We start from the raw sequence: 23,410 nt of genomic DNA, 5'->3' as shown, positions 1-23,410 counted from the left end.
CTCGCCCCCTGGGCTGTCTGGGCGAGCCAGAGGGGCGGAATGTCTGGTTTCGATTTCGAGGACTCGGGATCGCATGAGGAATTCGTGCGTATCAGCGGTCGCGTGAAGTGGTTTGATACGGGCAAGGGGTACGGCTTCATCGTCCCCGACGATCCAGGCCAGACGGGCCTGAAGGACGTGCTGCTGCACGTCACATCCCTGCGCAACTGCGGTCGGGAGACCGCGCTGGAAGGGGCGATCATCGTCTGCGACGTGGTCAAGCGCCCCAAGGGCTGGCAGGTGTCCGAGGTCGTGGATCTGGACGAGAGCGCCGCCAGCGCCCCCATGGAACGTCCCAAGCGTTCGTTCGGCGACGGGGGCATGGGACTGCGCCGCGACCAATTCCGATCGGGCGTCGACAGCGGCCGCCAGACGCTGGAGCCGGCTGGCCCGGCCGAGCGCGCCAAGGTCAAGTGGTTCAACCGCACCAAGGGCTATGGCTTCGTGGTTCGCGACGGCCAGCCGGGCGACATCTTTGTGCACATCGAGACCCTGCGCCGCGGCGGGCTGGAAGACCTGCAACCTGGCGACGACGTGATGGTCCGCTTCGCCGAGGGGCCCAAGGGCCTGGTGGTGGCCGAGATCACGCCCAGCGACGATTGACCTCGCGGCCGGCTTTCGCCTTCGCGACAGGACGTCGTAGGATCGTCGCGTCGCGGGACGCGGCGAGGATGACGAGGCGCGGGTGACCTTGATGACGACGATCGGACGGCGAACCCTGGCGTTCGTCGCCCTGGCCCTGGTTTCGGGCGTCCTGGCGAGCGGCCCGGCCCAGGCGTGGCAGGCGCGGGCCAAGCCGGCCGCTGTCGCCGCCACGCCGTCCAGCAAGCTCGACACCGTCGAGATCCTGACCAGCCGGGGACGGGTCAAGTTCACCGTCGAGCTGGCCGTGACCAGGGCCGAGCAGGAACGGGGCCTGATGTTCCGCAAGGCCCTGGCGCCGGACCGCGGCATGCTGTTCCCCTACAATCCGCCGCAGCGGGCGGCGTTCTGGATGAAGAACACCCTGATCCCGCTGGACATCCTCTACATCGCGCCCGACGGCCGGGTGCTGTCGATCGCCCGCAACGCCGTGCCGCACGACGAGACCCCGCTGCCCTCCGGAGGACTGGTTCGCGGCGTGCTGGAAATCCCCGGCGGCCGGGCGGCGCAACTGGGCATCCTGCCGGGCGACCGGGTGCTCAACAAAATCTTCCCGAAGGGCTGACTTCATTTTCGGGTTTTCGGCGTCCGTTCCATTTGCTCCCGGCCACGAAGCCCTGTAGAGCACCCGCTCGGTGTTTCGGAGCGTAGCGCAGCCTGGTAGCGCATCTGGTTTGGGACCAGAGGGTCGCAGGTTCAAATCCTGCCGCTCCGACCACCTAGACCCCCTTGCGGGGGGCGACGACCGACCTGGAGAGGCTTTCATGCTCGCGCGCATCTACCGCCCCGCCAAGACCGCCATGCAGTCCGGCAAGGCCAAGACCAAGGACTGGGTTCTGGAATTCGAACCCGCCTCGGCCAGACGCTCGGACCCGCTGATGGGCTGGACCCAGTCGAGCGACATGAACGGCCAGGTGCGCCTGAACTTCGAGACCCGCGACGAGGCCGTGGCCTACGCCCAGCGCCATGAGATCCCGTTCCAGCTGTTCGAACCCAAGACGCCCAAGCGGATCATCAAGGCCTATGCCGACAACTTCGCCGCCGGCCGTAGGCAGCCTTGGACCCACTAGGACTTCCGTCCCAAGTTCTCCTTTCGGAGTTCGCGCCCTTAGCTCAGCTGGATAGAGCACTCGCCTTCTAAGCGAGCGGTCGCTGGTTCGAATCCAGCAGGGCGCGCCATCGGCTTCTCCTCTGTTTTTTTTGGTTTCTAAGAGCTTGAACGGTAAGGATAAATCGGCGGTTCGAAAACCTTCAGCGCGGCTGTAACGCAGAGCGCTTGCGAAGGTAAGCTTCACAGCGGCCCGTTTGTCTTCGAGATGCTCGGAAGACCAAAGACTCCAGGGGCTTGCGAGGAATCCAAGAGCGGTTCGAAAACTTTCGTCATAGCTCCTGATTGGAGCAGTCGCGCCTGCCGCGTTTTCCTTCAGCGCAAGCCGATGCCGATCCAATTCCTCGACGCGTGATTCGAGCGCAGCAGCGACAGTCTTGCTATCAGTTTCGACGATGCGATCGAGAAGGGCAGCCACCTTGCGATCGACGTCGGATATCTCTCGCTTCAGCTCTGAGACCCTTTGCGAGGCCTTTCCGGCTTGTGCGTTCCACTGGTCACGGAAAACGGCCGTAGCGAGATCGAAAAGCTCCCTCGTGGGCGTCAGCGTCCTCAGGAGGTCGTCGAATGCTCCCTCTACCTTTTCCCGCGAGATGGACTTTCCAGTGCTCACGCAACCTGGCTGTCGGCAACCCGCGCCGACGCCGGCTCGAACTGCTGCTCGCCGCTAAGTTTTGAAGAAGGCGGCACGAATTGCTGTTTTTCGGCCAGGGGCGAGTTGAGCGTGAAGTCTGCGCGCCGCCATAAGGAGTTTCGCTGCCTCGCCCGCCAGGCCATGTCGGAGAAGACGTGATCGACTAACCCAAGCCCCTATGGTCACGCTGGTCCTACACCAGTTTCGAATTCGACGGTTCCCGCAATTCCGTCCGCTTCGAGAACGGTCCGGCGCGATCCTGCTAGAGGGCGTTCCGCCGAGCGATCGCGCCAAGGACGGTTGCGCTGGGCTTCGCCGTACGCCTGAAGGTCGCGCGATCGACCGACGCCAGTCCGAAGTTCGGCCAGTAGCCCAGAGACCATTCGAAGTTATCGACCAGCGACCAGTGAACGTATCCTTTGACCGGCACGCCATCGTCCATGGCCTTGTGAAGCTCTCGAAGGGCGGCCGGGATGAAGCGGGCGCGGATGGCGTCGTTCTTGGTGACCACCCCATGCTCGGTGACGAGCACCGGCGCACCGCTGACCTGGTGCGCGTAGCGAACCGCGCCGGCCAGTGAGGCCGGATAGACCTCGCCCAGGAAGCCATTGGTCTCGACGCCCGCCGGAACCGGCAGCTTCCCGTCCGGTCCCCAAACGGCGCGCTCGTAGTTCTGAACGCCGATGAAGTCGTCGCCGCGCGCGGCGTCAAGCCAGGCGCCGTAAAGCTCGGCGCGGACGCTGTCGCGGCAGGCTTCTCCGCCCGGACCGACCTGGTCGTCGATCATCGCCAGGCTGAAGCCGACGGGCAGATCGGGCCGGGCCGTCTTGATCGCGTCGCGACCGCGCTTGTGGGCGATCAGCAGGTTGGCGTTGAAGGTCGGGAGGTCATCCAGGGTCACGGCGTTGCCGGCGACGAACTTGGCCGAGCCGGTCACCCGCGCGGCCTCGGCCAGCATCAGCTTGCGCCGTTCCAGCATCGCCGACGGCAGGGTCAGCTTGAAGATGCTGGGCAGGTTCGGCTCGTTCAGCGTCGTGGCGTAGCCGATGTCCTTGGCTAGATGACGCGCGGCGCGGTCGCGCAGAAGCGGGCGAACAGATCTGGCGAGCTCGGGTTCGTCCACCCGCCGTCCTGGGCGAACCAGCGCGGGGTGGTGAAGTGGTTGAAGGTGACCACCGGCGTCAGTCCACGCTGGCGGCAGCCCTCGATCATCCTTTTGTAGTGATCGAGCATGGCGATCGAGAAGCGCCCGGGCTCCGGCTCGATCCGGGCCCATTCCAGGGAGAACCGATAGCTGTTCAGGCCGATGTCCCGCGCGAGATCCAGATCCTGGGGCCAGAGCTCGAAGCTGTTCAGCGCGTCGCCCGAGCGCTCGCCGTAGATCGTCGGCCTTATGTTTTCCAACAGCCAGAGGTCGGCGTTGACATTGTTGCCCTCGATCTGGTGCCCGGCGCCGGCGGCGCCCCAGACGAACCCCTTCGGGAAGTTCAGGGCGGGGGCGGCGGAAGCCGCGGGCGTCGCGGCGACGGCGAGCGCGCCAGCGACAAGATCTCGACGCGTGATGACCATGGCGAACCTCTGGATCGAAAGGGAAATTGGCGACGCCCGACGGTCGCGGCGGCGCTATGGCCGCGTCGTGGCGGGCGGCAGGCCAAGGAGCCGAACAGGCCCCAGCAGGCCCGACGGCAGCAGGGGCGAGTCCGCGCGATAGGGCGAGACCGGCGCGAAGGCGACAGGCTTGGCGCCGGGCTGTTTGTCGCCGATCAGCCGGTTCGGCCAGAGGTTCGCCACCGCGATCGTCAGCGCGTTCTTGCCCGGCTTCAGGGCGTCCGTGATGTCGACGCGATAGGGCGCATGCCAGGCGGTGGCGACCGGCTTGCCGTTGACCGAGATCGCCGCCAGCTCCTTGACCTCGCCGAGGTCCAGCTCGATCCGCTGGCCGGCTTTCAGCCAGCCACGCTGGATCGAGACTTCCTTCTGGTAGGTCGCAATGCCCGAGAAGTACTTGATCCCTGGGTCGGCGGCCTCGGGCCACGAGATCAACTGGTCGAACACCGCGTTTTCAGGCGCGCCGCGCTTGGCTTCGAAGCTGACGCGCCAAGGCCCTTCCAGGGTCGCGAGGGTGCTGGCCTGCCGCGGAGGCGCGGTCCAGGCCTTCTCGCGCATGGGCTTGTCGAACACCACGAACACCGCGTCATGCCCGGCCAGGTCCAGTCGGGTGCGGACGCCGGTCGCCGTCTGTTCGTAGCCCAAACCCTCCCGCCGGCCCGCCTCGGCGCGCCACAACTCCGGGGCGCGGCCATCGATCCGGAAGACGGCGTCGAGCGCGCGCGGTTCGGCGCTCTGGTTGGACACGAAATAGATGTCCGCATCGGCGGTGCGGCGGTGCAGGGTCAGCAGGTCCGCGGCGACCGCCTTGTCGACGAACGCGATGTCCGGCGTGACCTTCTCGGCCGCCAGGGCCGACGCCAGGTTGGTGTAGACGCGGCCCCGGCCTAGGCTTCGACCCGGCGCGCCGTCGCCCCAGATCTCGTCGGCGAGCTTGGCGATCTCGCCGTCGGGACTGGCCATGCCCAGTCCGCCGACCGGGCGCTGGCCGACCAGCACCGCGCCATCGGCGACCAGGGTGCGGATCTTGCGCAGGGCGGGCAGGCTGAGCCGCTGGACTGTGTCGGGCAGGAAGAGGACGCGATAGCTCATGCCGCTGGGGGTCACCAGCCGCCCGTCCTTGACCGACAGGAGCGTCAGCAGCGCCTCGGGATTGATGTAGTCGTAGGCGTAGCCCTTGGGCACATCGGTGTTGACGCGGTCCCTGAACAGCTCGGTGAGATTGCGCTCCTCGCCATAGAAATACGCGATGTCGGCGACGAACCGGCCCTGCTGCAGCATGTACGAGGTGCGGCTCAGATAGCTGACCCAGGGCCCGGCCTGCTCGGCCCAGGTCTCGTTGCGATTGAAGTACTGGCCGAAGATGAACAGGCCCAGCCCAGGCTTGGCGTCGACCAGCGGCTGCATGTGCGACTCGTGCAGCAGGATGCGGTTGACGCCGCGCGCGAAGATCTCGTCGGCGACTGGCTTCAGCATGGCCGGCGAGAACGACCACGGGTCCTGCATGGCCGCCACGGTCAGGGCCTCGGCGGCGACCAGCGGCTTGCCGTAGACGTGGGCGGCGGACGCGGCCTCCTCGAGGTCGGCCTTGAGCGGCGGCTGGCCCGGGGCGGTGGACCAGGGGCGGTACCAGAACTCGGCCGTGGGAATGTCGGCGCGGGCCTTGGCCGTCATGCCGTCGACGATGGCGCGCGGATAGTCGCCTTGGACCTCGGTGTAGTAGCCCATGCCGCGGGCCTTAAGCGCCCGGGCCAGCACCGCGTAGTGGTTGTCGACCACCAGGTCCTTCAGCGTCTGGCGAAAGTCGAACAGGAAGCGCTCGGACGCGTCGGCGCTCTGGACCATCCGGCCGGTCAGCACAGGCAGCCACGGCGTCGGATCGTAGCCCCGGCGGGCGCGGAACTGCGCCAGCATGGCCGGCGTCCAGTTCTGCACCCCCGCTTCCCAGCTGTCGGTGAGCAGGGTCTGGACGCCCTTGGGCCCCAGGGCGTCGCCGCTGGCCTGCTGGTAGAGATCCAGATAGTGGTCGAGGTAGCGGCGCACGGCGGCGGCGTCGAACTTGTCGACCTCCAGGCCCGTGGCGCTCGGCTCGGCCGGGGCGTTGACGGCGCCGGTCAGGGACCAGCCCAGCCGGACGATCGTCCAGCGACCCTTCGGCGGGGTCCAGTCCAGCGTCCCGTCCGGGCGGAGTTTGCCGGTCAGGTCGACCACCTTGGCCGGGTCGATCAGCGCCCCGGCCGGGATCGTCATCGTTGGCCCGCCCTCGGGCGCGCTCGGCGAAAAGCCGGCCTTGGCTTCGAAGCCGTCGATCCGGGCTCCGGTCTGCAGGGACAGGCGGGATATGGCGAAGCTGGCTTGCTTGGGGCGCCCCATCACCTTGGCGACGGGCGGTTGGAAGTCCTCGGACGGCGCGGCGAAGCGCAGCCGCAGCCGCTGGGTGGTCACCGGCGCGAAGGCGATCGTCTGCTGCGGCGCCCCGTGCGCCAGCGGGCCGCTGGTGGCCTCGACGACGCCTTCGCCGACGGCCTTGAAGACTCCCGGCGCGGTCTCGGCCTCGATCACGACTTTGGCGCCGAACTGGACGCTCAGCGAGATCGCGCCCAGCGTCACGGCGGCGGGGAGCCGCGCTTCCAGCCAGGCCTCGGTCTCGCCCGGGGCGGGGGCCAGCTTCAGCGACAGGCCCTCGGTCGGCGCGTTCGGGACCGTCTCGGCCGGCGTGGCGGGCCCTCTCTGCGTGGTCCACAGCGGCACGGCAGGGGCTGTCTCCAGCGGCGGCGTCGGATAGGCGAACACCGCCGCGTCGCCATACGCCTCGACCGGGGACTTACCGGTCTTGGCGCCCTGGAAGCCGCCGCTCGCGCGGGGCGGGGCGGGCAGGGCGAGGGGCGCGCCGCTGCCGTCGACGGTGATCTCGCTCCAAACGTACTTCTTCATCGCGTCGACGGGCGTCACCCACGGGCCGCCGGTCTCGCTCCAGCCTGGCGAGCCGGCGATGCCGACCTCCATGTCGGCCGCGCGGGCTTGGGTCACCGCCTGCCGGAAGATGGCGCGCCATTCGGGCGACATGAACGGGATGGGTTTATCGACGACGATCGGCTCGGGAAGCTTGCCGCCGGAGAAGGCGTGGACCCCGCCGATCCCGATCCGCTGCATCCAGTCCAGGTCCAGGCGCGCGCCTTCGGCCGAGACGTTGCCGCTCATCCAGTGCCACCAAACACGGGGCTTGGCGCTATTGGGCGGGGCGGCGAAGCCGGCCGCCAAGTCGTCGCCCGCGGGCGCGGACAGCGCCGCGCGAGGGGCGATCATCAGGGCCGAGGCGCCGAGGAGCGCCAGGATGAGGCGATGCCTGGCCTGCGCGCGGCCGATGCCCGTGGGTCCCAAATCGTCCTCCCCCTTTGTCCCCATCGGTGTGATGGCGCTCTTGGAGTCACGTTATTGAACGAATGTGTACGATAATCGTCGTCGTCTCGTCAAACGGCTTCGGTTGAGGCCGGACGGTCGCCGGCGAGGGCGCCAATCTTTCGGAAATCTGAGTGGAATATGCGCCTGTAGCTTTGCATACACGCCTTCAGATCCGGCGCGCGCCGAGCTGTTCGCGCCCAAAGCAGCGTCGTGTCGCAGCGACGAAGCCAGTCCGTTCGACGAGGTGGCATATTTAATTGACCATTATCGTTTAATTTAACTTGCCAGCCAAAGCGCCGCCATTGATGATCCTGGCCGGGATCGCGAGGCGGTTCCCGGCCCTTCCATCGAGCGCGCGAAGAAGCGCCGAGGATGCGCCAACGACAGTCGCGCCGATCGCAGTCTCGGCCGGGTAGTGGAGGAAGCATGATGAACCGACGGGACCTTATCGCCACGGCCGGCGCCCTGGCCGCTACCTCCGCCTTGTCCGAGGCGGCCTGGGCGAAAGCTCCGCTCCCGCCGCTTCCCATCGAGACCGTGGATGTCGACCTGACGACCGAAGAGGGAGCGTTGGCGCACATCTGGTCCGAGTGCGTCGGCTCCGACAGGGCCGGCCTGACCATGCGCGAGGAATGGCGCCTGGACGCCAAGCGCGCCTACAAGGAAGCGGGCATCAAGCGGGTGCGCTTCCACGGCATCTTCAACGACGACGAGATGGCGGTGCGGCCCAAGGGCGCGATCGGCGCCGCGGGCCAGAGCTTCAACTTCCAGAACGTCGACACCGTCTATGACGGGGTGCTCGAGACCGGCATGAAGCCGTTCGTCGAGCTCAGCTTCATGCCCAGCAAACTGGCCAGCGGAACCGCCAATTTCGGCACCTATCGCGGCAACATCACCCCGCCGGCGTCGCTGGACGACTGGAAGGCGTTCGTCGCCCTGTTCGTACGTCACCTCGTCGACCGCTACGGCGCGGCCGAGGTGCGCCAGTGGTATTTCGAGGTGTGGAACGAGCCCGACCTGGGCTTCTTCTGGAGCGGGACCCAGCAGCAGTATTTCGAACTCTACAAGGCCTCGGTCGAGGCGGTCCGCAGCGTCGACCCGACCCTGAAGGTCGGCGGCCCGGCCACCTCGAAAGTCCAGTGGATCCCCGAGTTCCTGGCCTATTGCGCGCAGAACAGCCTGCCGGTCGATTTTGTCTCGACCCACCTCTATGCCGGCGACAATCAGGTCAAGGTGTTCGGCCAGGCGGGCAAATACACCCAGAATGAGATCTACGCCGCGGCGATGAAGCAGGTCAGCGACCAGATCGCCGCCAGCGCCTACAAGAACGCCGAGCTGTGGCTGGGCGAGTGGTCGTCGGACAGCCCGGCGATGATCGCCCACATCATCAAGGGCTGCCTGCCCTATCTGAAGGGCATGTCCTACTGGCAGGTCAGCAAGTTCGAGGAAGTGCTGGTCCCCAACTTCATCTTCAAGGAGGGCGACAACGCCTGGGGGCTGTTCTCGGCCCGCAACGTCGCGCGTCCGACCTTCAACACGTTCAAGCTGCTCAACAGACTGGGGACGCGCCGCCTGAAGGCCGAGGGGCCCGCCCTGGCCTCGGGGCGGACGGGCGGCGGCAGCGCCGTCATGGTCTGGAACCTGGCCGACGCGCCGCAGGCCAGCGGCATCCCCGGCGCCAACAGCGTGCGCAAGGTGGTCGGCGAGGCCAAGCGGTATCGCGTGCGGCTGAAGGGCGCCAAGCCGGGCCAGGCCGTCAAGGTCAGCTATGTCGACATGGAGCGCGGCTCGCCCTATCCGGCCTGGCGCGCGCTGGGCTCGCCGCAGTATCCCACGCGCGAACAGCTGGCCAAGATCCGTGCGGCCGCCGAGCTGCCGGCGCCGCAGGTGCTGAAGCTGAGCGCCACGCGCGAGCTGGTCATCGACCTGCCGCCCGAAGGCGTGGCCCTGTTGGAGCTGGCCTGACCGTCCTAACCGGCGCGCCAGGCTGATTGTCCGTCGATCAGCAGGCGCGCCATCATGTCGGCCGCCGCTTCGCACGCCGCATCGGTCACCTCGCCGACGCCGGACTCCTGGCGGATCCATCCGACCAAGCCCGAGGCGAACAGCTTGGCGGCCAGCAGGGTCCGTGCGGTCGGCGCGGCTTGGCCGTCGGCCCGCGACAAGCGCGTGGCGATCGCCCGGACGTTCAGCATGTAGCCCATCTCGTGGAACAGGCGCGCCAGCTCCGGAAAGCGCGGCCCCTCGGACACGGCCAGGTGGTCGAAGGCGCGGATCTCCGGTTGCTTCAAAGCCCGCAGCATCGACACGGCGCGGTGGCGCAGCCAGGCCGCGATGTCCTCGTCGGGGTGTTCGTCCTCGATGGCGCTGTCCGCCGCCGCGGCCGCCTGCCAGGCCTGGATCCGCGCCTCGACGATGGCCTGGAACAGCTCGTGCTTGTTGGCGTAGCGGGCGTAAAGGGTGGCCTTCGACACGCCCGAAGCGGCGACGATCGCCTCCATCGAGGTGTTGGCGTAGCCCCGGGACAGGAACAAGGCCTGGGCGGTTGAGAGGATGGTGTCCGAGATCGCCGCCAGCTGGGCGGCGCTGGGGCGCCCGCGTCGGGCCGTGAACAGCGCCTTCTTCGCGTCCGGTCGCGCCCCCTCGTCAACCGCGCTCATGTCGCCCCGCCTCCGTTTCACAGCCTCTTGCTAGCGGCTCGGGGCAGGGGAGTCACCCGGGTTCAGTGTTCCGCATGGATGATCCGCATGGATGAATTGGCCTGACCAGTTCCCCGTTTTACCGCTTCGGTCGGCGGGCAGAGCGACCAAGCGAACGAATTCGACGTAAGCGTCTAGATCGCGACTACCAGGCCATCCGGCCATGGAACAACACGTCGACGGCGTGCTCGGCATAGGCCATCGCTTCCTCGTGGCTGATCTCGCGGACGCGCCGATGGGCGTCATACCAGCCCGTTAGCATGGCCATCAGCATCTCGGCGACTCGGGCCGGGTCGCGGGGCGGAGCGGGGAAGTTGCTGGTGCTTTCAACCAGGCTGCGGGTCAGCAGGTCGATGGCGCTGCGATGTCCGGCTTCATGAAGCGCGCGGGCCAATTCGCCGCCGGCGTCCGAGCTGCTGGTCAGCACGCGCTGGAAGGCGTGGATCTCCTCGGAGGCCAGCGATTCCAGGATCGAGCGGGCGATATGGTTGAGGCGCTGCTTGAGATCCGCCGGCATCGGCCCGTTGCGGGCGTCGGCCGCGGCCTGCCAGGCTTGCACCCGGTCGGCGACCACGGCGTGCAGCAGGGCCTCCTTGGTGGGGTAGCGCGAATAGAGCGTGCCCTTGGCGATCCCGGCCGCCGCGGCGACGGATTCCATGGGCGTGGCGTCGAAGCCCACCGCCAGGAAATGTTCGCGCGCCGCCGCCAGGATGGCCGGATTGATCGCCTCGGAGCGCGCCGTGGTCGGGCGGCCTGGGCGGAGCGGCGCTTGCGGCGTTCCCTCCTGCGAGTCTTGGCCAACAGTGTCTTGCGGGGGCGCGGCGGTCATGGACCTTCTAACCAAGGCGGTATCCAAATCTTTCGGCGCGAGCCGTGAGTCCAGCTCTCACAATTGTCGCGGGTGGGGCAACCCGATTCATTGGGATGGGCCGCCGGGCGGCGACCGTACAACATCTCACGATAAAATCGACCGGTATCGTGCAATTATGGTTGCCTTTGCACGCCCCCGCGCCATGATCGCGTTCGAGGAACGTCCACAACAACGAGAACCCCCATGCGTCTAGCTTCCCTCGCTCTTGCCGCCGCGCTGCTGGTCGCGCCGGCGGCCGTTTTGGCCCAGGTCGCCCAAACCGCTCCGGCGTCCGCCGGCGCCGATCCCGCCAGCCTGCCAGGCGCCGCCCAGGCCGCCAAGTTCAAGACCAGCGAAACCACGGTCGGCGACATCCTGGACAACCCCGCCGCGACGGCGGTGGTAAAGAAACACCTGCCCGACCTAGTCGCCAACGAGCAGATCAACATGGCGCGCGGCATGACGCTGAAGGCCATCCAGCAGTACTCCGCCGACACCGTCACCGACCAGAAGCTCACCGACATCGACGCCGACTTCGCCAAGCTCGGCGCGAAGTAGAACCCTACCGACCGACGCCTCGGCGATCGCATCGCCGAGGCGTCTTCGCGAGGCGCCCGCCACGGCGGGCCTCGCCGCCGCGATCCGCGGGTAGGCCGTCGCCGACCATCCTGCGACGGCTTTCCCCCGCCGCCGAGGCGTCAGATCGCCATCAATCATACATCAGCGTCAAATTGTCGCCCTGACGGCCGCGTTTTCGCGTGGTCTCGTCAGGATGCGGTGGCGCGCGCCCCCGACGGCGAATAAGGCCGAAGAACCTAATTGAACGGTTCCGTCTGTTTTTGGTTGACCACTGGTCAGGACAGTTTACAACGCAAGTCAGCGGCGCCGGCCTAGCTTTCACGGCGTCGCGAACGCCCCGCGAAAAAGCTTTGCGGGCGCGTTTCTCGCCAGCCCGAACAGTGCGGGCTGGCGGCAACGATCAAGACCGATCTTCAGGGTCGGCGCGAGTGGATGGAGACGAACGGGTGCTTCCGCACTTCGTGGACGGCGAACGCCGCCCAGCCCACCGCCGAGTTCGCCTTGCCCGAAGGGGCGCGGGCGAACCTGGCCCGGGCGCGAACGTTCGTGCTCGTCTTCGAAAAACAAAGCAGGTCGCCGTCCATCGGAACGCGGCGATCGCCGGGCGTCGGGCCGGCCTAGGGAACAGGGAGGGTGAAATGAACAACACTCGGATCATGATGCTCGCGGGGGTCAGCGTTCTGACCCTGAGCGCCGGCGCGGTCCATGCGCAGACGGTCGCCAAACCGGCCGCCGCCGAACCGGAGACGGTCGGCGAGGTGATCGTCACCGCGCGCCGGCAAGCGGAAAACCTGCAGAACGTGCCCACGACGGTCTCGGCGGTCAGCGGCGACTCGCTGAAGAAGCTGGCGATCACCCAATTCCAGGACGTCGCGGCCCTGGTGCCGGGCCTGAGTCTCGGCACGTCGAGCGTCACCGCCGGCCGCTCGCCCGCGCCTTCGATCCGCGGCGTCTCCTACGACGCCAGCACCCAGGCCTCGCCGACGGTCGACATCTATCAGAACGACGTGCCGATCGACGGCACTGTGGCCTTCCAAGCGGTCTACGACATCCAAGCCATCGAGGTCCTGCGCGGGCCGCAGGGCACGTTGCGCGGCCGCACCGCGCCGTCCGGCGCCATCACCCTGACCACGCGCCGCGCCGACACCCACGACTACGGCGGCTATGTCAGCGCCCAGGCGACCGACCACGGCGGCCGCAACCTGCAGGGCGCGGCGAACATCCCGCTGGTCGACGGCGTCCTGGGCGTGCGCCTGGCCGGCGTCGTCGACGAGAACAAGGGCGACTTCGTCACCAGCCTCAACAGCGCTTTCCTGCCGGTGAAGAGCACCCGAAGCGGCCGGATCAGCGTGAACTTCACGCCGACCGAGACCTTCGACGCTACGCTCAGCTATCAGAAGCTGAACAGCCACAAGCGCCAGTTCACCCAGATCGAGGGCAATGGCGCCGTGGGCGGCGTCTCGGCGGCCGCGCCGGCGGGCTACAACGGCCCGGCGATCACCGCCTCGCAGCGCCTGGACGTCGATGACTCGCCGCGCTTCAACTACACGGACAACGACTTCCTGAGCGCCCAGCTGAACTGGGAAGTGCTGGGTCAACGCCTGAGCTATGTCGGCGGTTACACCAAGGGCGACGCCACCACGGTCGGCGCGCTGGACTACGGCAACGTGCTGATCGGGCGCAGCTACTTCCAGAACCTCAACACCAGGAACTCTCAGACGACGCACGAAATTCGGCTGTCGTCGGTCGGCAGCGACCGCCTGATCGACTATACGGTCGGCTACTTCTATTCGAAGGCGCCGAGCAGGACCGGCGGGACCCAGGTCGCCTCGTTCCTGCCCGGCTCATTCGGCTCGCCCGGCGCCCCGGCCAACCCTCGCGTGCTCGACAGCCGCTTCAGCCTGCCGACCCTGATCACCGTCAACAACAACGCGACCGAGAACTCCGTGTTCGCCAACGTGCGCCTGCACCTGGGCGAGGCGACCGAGATCTCGGGCGGCGTGCGCCATATCGTCTCCAAGGTCGACAACGTCCAGACCGTGTTCCTGGGCGCCGGCATGATCTCGCGCGCCATCGGCTTCCCGTGCTCGGCCGCCGGCTTCGCCAGCACCTATGGCGGCGGCTTCTGCGACATCCCGATCGCGGCCGGCAAGACGCCGGTCCAGAACAGCTCGCAGAAGAACACCGAGAAGCCGACGGTCTACAACCTGTCGATCTCGCACCGCTTCTCGGACCAGGTGCTGTCCTACGGCACCTTCGCCACCTCATGGCGGCGCGGCGCTAACAACTTCGCCCTGGGCAACGCCGAGAACGACCCAGTCCTGGCCAGCCTGATCTTCCTGCCCGACGAAAAGTCCAAGTCGTTCGAGACGGGGATCAAGACCAACTGGCTGGACCGTCGCCTTCGCCTGAACCTGGCCGCCTTCTACCAGAAGTACGACGGCCTGCTGTTCCAGCTGACCTCCATTCCCTATGTCGCCGCCAACGGCGCGACCACCCAGGTGCAGAACTCGACCTTCAATGTGGGCGCCGACTCGATCGTCAAGGGCTTCGACTTCGACGGCACCTTCCAGGTCATCCCGAACTGGAGCATCAGCGGCGGGATCAGCTACGCCGACGGCAAGGTCGACAACGACATCGTGCCCTGCCGCGACAGCAACTTCGACGGCGTTCCGGACAAGGGCACGCCCACCCTCAGCGACTTCCGCTCGCGCAACCTCCACGTGGCGACCTGCAAGTCCAACGTGTCGGTATCGCGTGACCCGCTATGGAGCGGGACGCTGCAAAGCGAGTACTGGCGCCCGGTCGGCGGGGTGGAAGCCTATGTCCGGGGCCTGCTCAGCTACTATCCGGAGAACAAGCGCCGCAACGCCGGCTACACGGTTCCGGACTACGGCCTGCTGAACGTCTTCGCCGGCGTGCGCTCGCCGGACGGCGCCTGGGACATCAATATCTTCGCCCGCAACCTGACCAAGACGGGCGTCGAGACCAGCCGCGACGTGGACTACACGACCCCGGCCGGCGCGGTGACCTCGTTCTTCGGCGACAGCGGCTATCGCTGGACCAGCTATACGCCGCCGCGCGAGATCGGCGTGTCGCTGCGCTACGCCTTCGGCGCGCGCTAGACGCCAGCGGGACCGGTTCACGCCGGTCTCGCGCCAACCAGATCCAGCCCTTCAGCGCCGGTCGTGGAATTCCTAGGAGGGATCGTGGACGCGCCGCTCTATTCTCGCACGGATGGCTATGTCGAGCCTCGCCTGGCGCAGACCGAATTCGGCGTCGACGCCATCAGCGTCGCGGATCTGCTGCGCTCCGACGCCCTGCTCGCCGTCGTCGAGCGGGAGGTTCCCGGCTTTGGCAAGATGGCGCGCGCGCCGCGCCTCTACGCGACCTTGACCAATGTGACGTTGCGAGAAATGGCGTCGTTCTCGTTCTTCGCGGGCGTCGTGAAGCCCGGCGCGCTCGAGCGCATCGACGCCGAGTTCCGGACGCTCCCGACAGACGCGTGGCCCGGCCTATGACCCCGTTGCGTGCGCACCTCCACAGGCGCGAGGCGCTGCTGTTGATGTCGGGCGCGGCGCTTTCGGCGCTGCTGCCGGCGGCCGAAGCGCTGGCGATCGGATCCGGCTTCGGCCCCGGACGGGACCAGGATTTCGATCTCGGATGGCGGTTCTCGCGCGGTTCGGGCCCGGCCTGGGAGTCCGCGGGGCTGGACGACTCCGGGTGGCGCAGCGTCGATCTCCCGCACGACTGGAGCGTCGAGGACCTGCCGAACCCGTCGCCGCCAAACCGCGTCGGCCCCTTCGACGCCAAAAACGAGGGAGGAGCCAACACCGGGTTCACCCTGGGGGGCGAGGGCTGGTATCGTAAGCGCTTCCGTCTGGCGCCCGACGCCGCCCGCGCCGAGATCGTTTTCGACGGGGTGTACGCCCTCAGCGACGTCTGGCTGAATGGCCATCTCCTGGGGTCGCGGGTGCATGGCTACGCGCCGTTCGCCTACGACCTGACGCCGCACCTTGACCCGATCGGCGACAACGTCATCGCCGTCCGTGTCCGAAACCTCGGAGAGAACGCCCGTTTCTATGCCGGGTCTGGCATCTACCGGTCCGTCACCCTGAATGTCTTCGCCGATCCCGCCCGGATCGCCCTTTGGGGCGTCGCGGCCTGGACCCGGCGGATCACGGCGGCCGGCGCGGTGATCGACGTGACGACCACGATCGACAATCCGGAGCCGGGCCTGACGCTGCGCACTACCTTGCGCTCGGCTGCCGGCGTGGTGGAGGCCAAGGCGCACGCCACCGCCCGGGGCCAGGTCAAGCAGGTGCTGCGCCTGGCCAAGCCCCGGCTCTGGGCGCCGACCCATCCCGACCTCTATGCCTTGGAAACCCAACTGCTGCGCGGCGGTCGCGTCGTCGACCGGCTGAGTCAGCCCTTCGGCGTCCGGATCGTCGCCTTCAGCGCCGACCGCGGCATGACCATCAACGGCGAGACGGTGAAGGTCCGCGGCGGCTGCCTGCACCACGACAACGGCCTGCTAGGCGCGGCGGCGTTCGCCGACGCGGACGAGCGCCGCATCCTGCGGCTCAAGGCGCGGGGCTACAACGCCATCCGCAGCACCCACTACCCCTGCGCGCGAACCTTCCGCGAGGCTTGCGAGCGGCACGGCATGCTGCTGATCGAAGAAGCCTTCGACGTCTGGCGCATGCACAAGACCAAGGACGACTACGCCCAGTTCTTCGCGGAGCATTGGCGTCGCGATCTGGCGGCCACGGTGCTCAGCGCGCGCAACAGTCCTAGCGTCATCATGTGGAGCATCGGCAACGAGATTCCCGATCGCGCGTCGCGCGAAGGGCTTCGCGACGCCTGGAGCCTGGCCGACGAGGTGCGTCGCCTGGACCCGACGCGTCCGGTCACGGCGGCGATCCATTCCTTCAGCGGCCGGCCGGTCACCGTGGGCGGCGGCACGAAACCGCGAGAAGCGTCGATGATCTTCCTCGACGTGCCGGGCTATAACTACAAGCTCGCCGACATCGAACCGGATCACGCGCGCTATCCGGAGCGGGTGCTCTATGCCTCGGAGACCTATCCGGCCAACGCCTTCGACTATTGGGCGCTGGGGGAACGCGCGCCGTACATGATCGGCGAGTTCGTCTGGACGGCCATGGACTATCTGGGCGAGGCGGGCATCGGCGCGGCCGTGCATCGCGCGGCGCCGGCGAACGGCGCGAAACCACCGCAGCTGCCGTTCCTCCAGCCGTATCCGTGGGTGGTCGCCAACTGCGGCGACATCGACCTGATCGGCGACCAGAAGCCGCAATCCTATTATCGCGACGTGGTCTGGGGCGTGAGCGGGCTCGAGCTGGCCGTGCAACGTCCCGTGCCTGTCGGCCAGGTCGAGGTCGTCAGCCAGTGGGGCTGGTCGGACGAGCTGCGAAGCTGGACCTGGCCCGGGGCCGAGGGGCAGCCGCTGGCCGTGCGTGTCTACACGTCCGGCGACCGGGTCGAGCTGCGCTTGGACGGCGTCCAGGTGGGGATAAGGGCGTTGAGCGCGGGCGACAAGATGCGCGCGGAGTTCGCGGTTCCCTACGCGCCGGGCGTCCTGGAGGCGATCGCCTGGCGCCAGGGCGTCGAGATCGGCCGCCAGCGCCTGGAGACCGTCGCGGCGCCGGCGAAACTGCGGATCCGCGCCGAACGCGAGCAGGCGGGCAGCGGACGGCATAGTCTCAGCTACCTCGTGGTCGATGTGCTGGACGCGACCGGCCGCCTCACGCCGGACGCCGGGATCAAGGTTTCGCTGGAGGTCACCGGCCCCGCGGACCTGCTCGCCTTCGGTAGCGCCAATCCCCTGGCCGTCGGTTCGCTGCAATCGAACCAGGCCCTGACCTATCGCGGCCGGGCGCTGGCCATCCTGCGGGCCAAGGGCGGTCGTGGCGAGGTGCGTGTCGAAGCACGCGGCGAAGGCGTCGAAACCGGAACGGCGACGGTTCGGCTGGCTTGACGAGGCGTTTTTGTTTTCGGCCTGCCGACGGCGCCCCCTGCATCGCGAAAACCGAGGCTTGACAATACCGGCCCGCTCGACGATCAGATAAATGAACGGTACCGTTCAATTACGGTCACGCGGAACGGTCGGGAGGGAACCATGGACAGCGCGCCATTGATCGGCGGCACGAAGCGGCGCGCTTCGTCGCGGCGTCCGGACGCCCGCTTCGCCGTGGCGCTGATGGCGGGCCTGGCGCTGGCCGGATGCGCCGCGCCGCCCAAGCCCGACCTGAGGCTGCCGGTCGCCTACGAAGGCCCCTCGGCTGACGCCGCGGCGCCGGCCTCGTTGGATCGCTGGTGGACCCGGTTCGGCGACCCGCTGCTGGACCAGTTGGTCGACGAGGCGCTGGCGACCGGCCTGGACGCGCGGGACGCCGCCGCCCGCCTGGCGGAGGCGCGGGCCACCAAGTCCGGCGCCCTGACCAGCTTTCTGCCGCAAGGCGATCCCAGCGCCTCGTACCTGAAGCAGCGCACCAAGACGGGCGGCGCCGCCACGGACCTGCGCATCACCACGGGCGATTTCGACGTCAGCTGGCAGGTCGACCTGTTCGGGCGGCTGCCCACCGCCAGCCGGACCGCCAAGGCCGACTTCGCCGCCGCCCGGTTCGCCTATGAAGGGACCCGCGCCTCGGTGGCGGCCGAGGTCGCCGACAGCTACTTCCAGGCCCGCGGCCTGGCCATCCAGCTGCAGGACGCGCACGAGAGCGCCCGGGTCCAGAAAGAGCTCTACGACATGACCGAGCGGCGGGCGCGGGCGGGCCTGTCGGCCGTAGCCGACGCCGACCGGGTGGCCGGAGACCTCTCGCAGTCCAACGCCCGGGTGGCGTCGCTGGAGGCGCAGCTGCAGGCCCAGAAGCGGGCGCTGCTGATCCTGGTCGGCCGGGTTGTCGACCCCACCGCCTCGATCGCCATCGCCGCCGATGTCGGGGTCGCGCCGGCTCCGCCCGCCCTGGTGCCCGGCGACCTGCTGGCCCGCCGCCCCGACGTGCGCGAGGCGCAGGCACGGCTGGCCGCCGCGTCCGGCCGCGCCAACCTGGCCCGCCTGGCGCTGTTGCCGACGGTCAGCTTCATTCCCGGCCTCGGCTATTCGCGCCCCTCGACCGGCGGCGCGACCACCACCACCAGCCTCGGCCTAGCCCTGAGCCAGCCGTTGTTCGACATGCCCAGGCTGTTGTCGCAGGCGGGTGTTCAGAAGGCCCAAGCCGCCCAGGCGGCCATCGCCTACGAGCGGACGCTGCGCCAGGCCTTCAAGGACTCCGAGGCCGCACTGGTGGGCCTCGACGCCGACCGCAGCCAGGTCGCCCTCCTGACCGACGGCGAGGCCCGCGCCGCGCGGGCCTATCGCGCCGCGCGCGCCAACTACGGGCGCGGCCTCACCGATCTTCAATCCACCCTGTCGGCCGAGCAGGCCTGGCGGACGACGCGCACCCAGCTGACCTCGGCTCAGGTGCAGGCCGTTCGGCGGGCGGTGCAGGCCTATCAGGCCCTTGGCGGCGGCTGGCCCGTCGATCGCTATTCGTCTGTCGCGAGCTCGAAATGACCTCTTGCAAGAAGCTCCTGGCGGCGACCGTGCTCGTCGCCGCCGTCGCTCCGGTCTTGACCGGATGCCATCGGGGCGGACCCCCGGCCGCGCCGCACGCGGCCGAGCTGCGTTCGGTATCGGTGATCACCCTGGCGCCGCGCGCCGTCGCCGGCAGCCTGACCGCCACGGGCGACCTGACGCCGCGCGAGGAAGCCGCCGTCACGCCCGAGGTCAGCGGCTATCGGGTCACCGCCGTCCTGGCCGATGTCGGCGACACGGTTCGGGCGGGACAGGTGCTGGCCCGCCTGGACCCGGCCCTGATCGAAGCCCAGATCGCCCAGCAGGCCGCCGTGGTCGCCCAGGCCGAGGCTCAAGCCGCCCAGGCTGCGGACCAGGCCAACCGCACCAACGGCCTCGACGGCTCGGGCGACCTGGCCCAGGAGCAGATTAACCAGCGGCGCTTCCAGGCCAAGGCCGCCCTGGCGACGGTCCAGGCCCAGAAGGCGGCGCTGCGCGACCTGCAAGTCCGCCGCGACAAGCTGGCGGTGACCGCGCCGGTCGGCGGCGTGGTCCTGGAGCGCGGTGTGCGCCCGGGTGATGCGGCCTCGGCCGGCCAGGCCGCCTGGTTCCGCCTGGCGCGTGACGGCCAGATCGAGCTTCAAGCCCAGTTGGCCGAAGCGGAACTGGCGCGGATCCGCGTCGGCCAGTCGGCCAGCGTCACCCTGCCCAGCGGCGCGACCGCGACGGGCCGCGTGCGCCTGATCAGCCCGCAGATCGATCCGAAGTCCAAGCTGGGCTATGTGCGCCTGACCTTGCCGGTCCGTCCGGACATTCGGGCGGGCGGCTTTGGCCGCGCCTTGTTCGGCGACGCGGCGGACCAGGGCCTTTCGGTCCCCGAGAGCGCGGTGCGCTACGACGCCGGCGGGGCCAGCGTCATGGTCGTCGAGGCCGGCGACCGCGTGCGGCGCGCGCCCGTCAAGACCGGGGATCGCGGGGCCGGCTGGGTCCGGCTGACCGCCGGGCCGTCCGTCGGCGCGCGGATCGTCGAGAACGCCGCGGCCTTGCTGGTCGACGGCGACAAAGTGCGTCCGGTGGCGAGCCTGACGGGGGCGGGCCGATGATCGCGCCGACCACGGGCGGCGGCCTGAAGATCTCCGCCTGGGCCATCCGTAACCCGATCCCGGTGACGGTGCTGTTCCTGGCCCTGCTGCTGGCCGGCGTGCTCAGCTATCTGCAACTGCCGATCAAGCAGTACCCCAATGTCCAGCTGCCGATGGTGTCGGTGACCGTCACCCAGAACGGCGCCTCGCCCGGCGAGATCGAGACCCAGATAACCCGTCAGGTCGAGGACGCCGTCGCCGGCGTCTCGAACGTCGAGAACGTTCAGTCGGTGGTGACCCAGGGCGCCTCGACCACCAACATCACCTTCCAGATGGGCGAGGACCTGCAGAAGAAGACCGACGAGGTCCGGACCAAGATCGAGCAGGTCCGCGCCCAGCTGCCGCGCGACATCGACGCCCCCACGGTCCAGCGGGTCGAGATCGACAGCGCCCCGATCATGACCTACGCGGTCTCAGTCGACGGGTTGTCGGACGCTCAGCTGTCGTGGTTCGTCGACGACACCATCGCCCGCGCCCTGCAGGCCGAGAAGGGTGTGGCCCAGGTCACCCGGGTCGGCGGGGTCAATCGCGAGATCAACGTCCTGGTCGATCCGGACAAGCTGACCGCGCGGGGGCTGACGGCCGCCGACGTCAACAGCGCCCTAGCCGGCTTCCAGCTGAACGCCGGCGGCGGCCGCGTCGAGATCGGCGGTCGCGAGCAGGCCATCCGCATCCTGGGCCAGGTGGAGACGACGGACAAACTGCGCGACCTGACCATCCCCACCAGCGGCGGCGGCTATGTCCGCCTGGCCGACATCGCCGAGGTCGGCGACGGCTCGGCCGAGGCGCGGGGCTTCGCCCGGCTGAACGGTCGCCCCGTGGTCGGCTTCCAGGTGATGAAGACCCGGGAGGCTAGCGACGTGGCCGTCGACGACCGGGTGGTCAAGGCGCTGGCGGCGCTGGAGAAGGCCAGGCCGGAGATCCACTTCACGCGGATTTCGGCGACCGTCGACGAGACGCGCACCAGCTTCGAGGCCACGCGCGGCGTGCTGCTGGAAGGCATGGCGCTGGCGGCGGTCGTGGTCTTCTTCTTCCTGAAGGACTGGCGCGCCACCCTGATCACGGCGGCGGCCATGCCGATCTCGCTGATCCCGACCTTCGCGGCCATGGCGTTCCTGGGCTTCTCGCTCAACGTCGTGACCCTGCTGGCCCTGACCCTGGTCATCGGCATCCTGGTCGACGACGCCATCGTCGAGATCGAGAACATCGAAAAGCGGGTCGTCGCCGGCTACCAGCCCTATGACGCGGCCATGGAAGGCGCCGACGCCATCGGCCTTGCCGTGGTCGCCACCACCTTCGCCATCGTGGTGGTGTTTGCCCCCGTTAGCTTCATGCCGGGCATCGCCGGCCAGTTCTTCAAGGAGTTCGGCCTGACCATCTCGGTGGCGGTGCTGTTCTCGCTGGTCGTGGCCCGCCTGCTGACGCCGCTGATGGCCGCCTACCTGCTCAAGCCGCGGACCAAGACCCACGAACCGGCCCCGTTGCCCAAGACCTATCTGAAGGTCCTGAACTGGAGCCTCGACCACAGGATGCTGGCCTGCGCCATCGGCGGGATGCTGTTCATCGGCTCGCTGGCCCTGCTGCCCCTGCTGCCGACCGCGTTCACGCCTGAAGGCGACCCCGACTATCTGAACCTGAAGATTCAGGGCGCGCCTGGGGCGACCCTCGAGCAGATGGACCAGGCGGTCTCGCGCATTGACACGGTCTTCGCCAAGGAGCCCGCCGTGGACGGCGTGTTCGCCACGGTCGGCTCGACCTCGGGCGACCCGTTCCGGGGCGGCGGCGGCGCGGACCTGCGCAGCGGCTCGGTCACCGTGCTGCTGAAGGCTGACCGCAAGGTGAAGGGCCAAGCCCTGCGCGAACGCTATCGCGCCGCCATCATGGCCATTCCGGACGTGCGGATCGGCTTCCTGAAGGCCGACGGCCAGGCGGGGTTCCAGCAGATTCTGACCGGCGACGACCCCGACGCGCTGACCGCCGCCGCGCTCGAGCTGCAACGCCAGATGCGCGACCTGCCCGAGCTGGCCGACCCGCATCCGTCGGCGCCGCCGGTCGGCCCGGAGATCGTCATCCGCCCGCGCGCCGACGAGGCCGCCCGCCTAGGCGTCTCGGTGGATGCCATCGCCCTGGCCGCCCGCGTCGCCACCAGCGGCGACATCGACGCCAACGTCGCCAAGCTGAACGACAAGGAGCGCCGGATCCCGATCCGCGTGCGCCTGCCGGCCGACGCCCGCGCCGACCTCGACCGCGTCCGCGGGCTACGCCTGAAGACCGCCAGCGGCGAGACGACCCGGCTGGAGGCGGTCGCCGATGTCAGCTTCCAGGCGGGTCCGGCCCGCATCGACCGTCTGGATCGCCAGCGCCAGATGACCGTCGAGGCCGAACTGACCCAGGGCGCGACCCTGGGCTCTGCAACCAAGGCCGTGCACGGCCTGCCGGTCTTTAAGGCCATGCCCGCCAGCGTGCGGGCCAGTTCGATCGGCGACGCCAAGGCGATGGCCGAGCTGTTCGGCGGCTTCGGCCTGGCGATCTTCGCCGGGGTGACGATGATCTATGGCGTGCTGGTCCTGCTGTTCGGCTCGTTCTTCAAGCCGATCGTCATCCTGTCGGCCCTGCCGCTGGCGGTGGGCGGGGCGTTCCTGGGCCTGCTGGCCTTCCACCAGGCGCTGTCGATCCCGTCGCTGATCGGCTTCCTGATGCTGCTGGGCCTGGCGGCCAAGAACTCGATCCTGCTGGTCGAGTACGCCATCGAGCTGGAGCGTGGCGGCATGCGGCAGCGCGACGCCCTGATCGAAGCGTGCCGCGAGCGGGCGCGGCCGATCGTCATGACCACCGTGGCCATGGCCGCCGGCATGCTGCCGACCGCCCTGGCGCTGGAGCATGGCGCGGAGTTCCGCCAGCCGATGGCCGTGGCGGTGATCGGCGGGCTGATCACTTCGACCCTGCTGTCGCTCGTCCTGGTGCCGGTGGTCTACGAGTTCGTCGACGACTTCGAGCAATGGCTGCGGCCGCGCCTGGCGAAGCTGGTCACCCCACGCGTCGTGACGCCTGGGGTCCCGCTCAAGGATGGCGAGGCCAAGGCGTAGTCGTCGTCGGTGGAGCGATCGCGAGGGTTGTGAGCATGGCGG

The 23,410-nt window shown here is 68.7% G+C and carries 16 protein-coding genes and 2 tRNA genes; 13 read left to right on the top strand and 5 right to left on the bottom strand.

The annotated features are described in order from the left end of the window. The first annotated feature begins 39 nt into the window (after window positions 1–39). The 5 genes from cspD (at window position 40) to J2X41_RS03055 (ending at window position 1,860) form a co-directional block, all read left to right on the top strand. Window positions 40–642 (top strand): stationary phase survival cold shock domain protein CspD, encoded by a 603-nt coding sequence (gene cspD / locus J2X41_RS03075; RefSeq protein ID WP_310079544.1) that lies wholly within the window; start codon window positions 40–42, stop codon window positions 640–642. Window positions 643–733: 91 nt separating this feature from the next. Then, the gene (locus tag J2X41_RS03070; protein ID WP_310079849.1) at window positions 734–1,246 is read left to right on the top strand and encodes a DUF192 domain-containing protein; all 513 of its coding nucleotides are present in this window, start codon (window positions 734–736) and stop codon (window positions 1,244–1,246) included. A gap of 76 nt (window positions 1,247–1,322) precedes the next feature. Beyond that, a tRNA-Pro gene (locus tag J2X41_RS03065) sits at window positions 1,323–1,399 on the top strand. A 46-nt stretch (window positions 1,400–1,445) separates the two neighbouring features. Continuing rightward, window positions 1,446–1,751 carry an ETC complex I subunit gene (locus J2X41_RS03060; RefSeq protein ID WP_310079542.1) on the top strand — a complete coding sequence of 102 codons (306 nt, stop codon included), beginning with the start codon at window positions 1,446–1,448 and terminating at the stop codon, window positions 1,749–1,751. A 32-nt stretch (window positions 1,752–1,783) separates the two neighbouring features. Continuing rightward, window positions 1,784–1,860 (top strand) — tRNA-Arg (locus tag J2X41_RS03055). Window positions 1,861–2,685: 825 nt separating this feature from the next. Here J2X41_RS03055 and J2X41_RS03050 read toward each other — a convergent pair. The 3 genes from J2X41_RS03050 to J2X41_RS03040 are packed head-to-tail and all read right to left on the bottom strand — an operon-like array spanning window position 2,686 to window position 7,412. Further along, entirely contained in the window at window positions 2,686–3,546 is an 861-nt protein-coding gene (locus J2X41_RS03050; protein ID WP_310079541.1) for a family 1 glycosylhydrolase, read from the bottom strand. Beyond that, window positions 3,480–3,992, bottom strand: coding sequence for a family 1 glycosylhydrolase (locus J2X41_RS03045; protein ID WP_310079540.1), 513 nt, complete (start codon window positions 3,990–3,992; stop codon window positions 3,480–3,482). The genes J2X41_RS03050 and J2X41_RS03045 overlap by 67 nt, the downstream gene beginning before the upstream one ends. A gap of 54 nt (window positions 3,993–4,046) precedes the next feature. Beyond that, window positions 4,047–7,412, bottom strand: a complete 3,366-nt coding sequence (locus J2X41_RS03040; RefSeq protein ID WP_310079539.1) for a glycosyl hydrolase — start codon at window positions 7,410–7,412, stop codon at window positions 4,047–4,049. A 447-nt stretch (window positions 7,413–7,859) separates the two neighbouring features. On the opposite strand from J2X41_RS03040, the gene J2X41_RS03035 reads away from it, so the two are divergent. Next, entirely contained in the window at window positions 7,860–9,398 is a 1,539-nt protein-coding gene (locus J2X41_RS03035) for a GH39 family glycosyl hydrolase (RefSeq protein WP_310079537.1), read from the top strand. Between the two features lie 5 nt (window positions 9,399–9,403). Here the strand turns inward: J2X41_RS03035 and J2X41_RS03030 are convergent, their stop codons facing one another. Then, window positions 9,404–10,093, bottom strand: a complete 690-nt coding sequence (locus J2X41_RS03030; RefSeq protein WP_310079536.1) for a TetR/AcrR family transcriptional regulator — start codon at window positions 10,091–10,093, stop codon at window positions 9,404–9,406. Between the two features lie 184 nt (window positions 10,094–10,277). Next, window positions 10,278–10,961 carry a TetR/AcrR family transcriptional regulator gene (locus J2X41_RS03025; protein ID WP_310079535.1) on the bottom strand — a complete coding sequence of 228 codons (684 nt, stop codon included), beginning with the start codon at window positions 10,959–10,961 and terminating at the stop codon, window positions 10,278–10,280. Window positions 10,962–11,186: 225 nt separating this feature from the next. Here J2X41_RS03025 and J2X41_RS03020 point away from each other — a divergent pair, with 225 nt between their 5' ends. The 7 genes from J2X41_RS03020 (at window position 11,187) to J2X41_RS02990 (ending at window position 23,368) form a co-directional block, all read left to right on the top strand. Continuing rightward, on the top strand, window positions 11,187–11,540 hold the full coding sequence (locus tag J2X41_RS03020; RefSeq protein ID WP_310079534.1) for a hypothetical protein: 354 nt from the start codon (window positions 11,187–11,189) through the stop codon (window positions 11,538–11,540). 659 nt (window positions 11,541–12,199) lie between these two features. Then, window positions 12,200–14,686, top strand: a complete 2,487-nt coding sequence (locus J2X41_RS03015) for a TonB-dependent receptor (protein WP_310079533.1) — start codon at window positions 12,200–12,202, stop codon at window positions 14,684–14,686. Between the two features lie 84 nt (window positions 14,687–14,770). Then, window positions 14,771–15,082: a hypothetical protein gene (locus tag J2X41_RS03010; protein ID WP_310079532.1), complete on the top strand. Its 312-nt coding sequence runs from the start codon at window positions 14,771–14,773 to the stop codon at window positions 15,080–15,082. Beyond that, window positions 15,079–17,559, top strand: a complete 2,481-nt coding sequence (locus J2X41_RS03005) for a glycoside hydrolase family 2 TIM barrel-domain containing protein (protein WP_310079531.1) — start codon at window positions 15,079–15,081, stop codon at window positions 17,557–17,559. Before J2X41_RS03010 ends, J2X41_RS03005 begins: the two co-directional genes overlap by 4 nt. Window positions 17,560–17,700: 141 nt before the next feature. Then, entirely contained in the window at window positions 17,701–19,140 is a 1,440-nt protein-coding gene (locus J2X41_RS03000; RefSeq protein ID WP_310079530.1) for a TolC family protein, read from the top strand. Then, window positions 19,137–20,243: an efflux RND transporter periplasmic adaptor subunit gene (locus J2X41_RS02995; RefSeq protein ID WP_310079529.1), complete on the top strand. Its 1,107-nt coding sequence runs from the start codon at window positions 19,137–19,139 to the stop codon at window positions 20,241–20,243. The genes J2X41_RS03000 and J2X41_RS02995 overlap by 4 nt, the downstream gene beginning before the upstream one ends. Continuing rightward, the gene (locus tag J2X41_RS02990) at window positions 20,240–23,368 is read left to right on the top strand and encodes an efflux RND transporter permease subunit (protein WP_310079528.1); all 3,129 of its coding nucleotides are present in this window, start codon (window positions 20,240–20,242) and stop codon (window positions 23,366–23,368) included. The genes J2X41_RS02995 and J2X41_RS02990 overlap by 4 nt, the downstream gene beginning before the upstream one ends. Window positions 23,369–23,410: the final 42 nt, after the last annotated feature.

Origin of the sequence: Caulobacter sp. BE254, assembly GCF_031457295.1 — a bacterium.
Classification (GTDB): domain Bacteria; phylum Pseudomonadota; class Alphaproteobacteria; order Caulobacterales; family Caulobacteraceae; genus Caulobacter.
The sequence above is the reverse complement of the archived record's forward strand: the minus strand, read 5'-3'. Positions and strand labels throughout refer to the sequence as shown.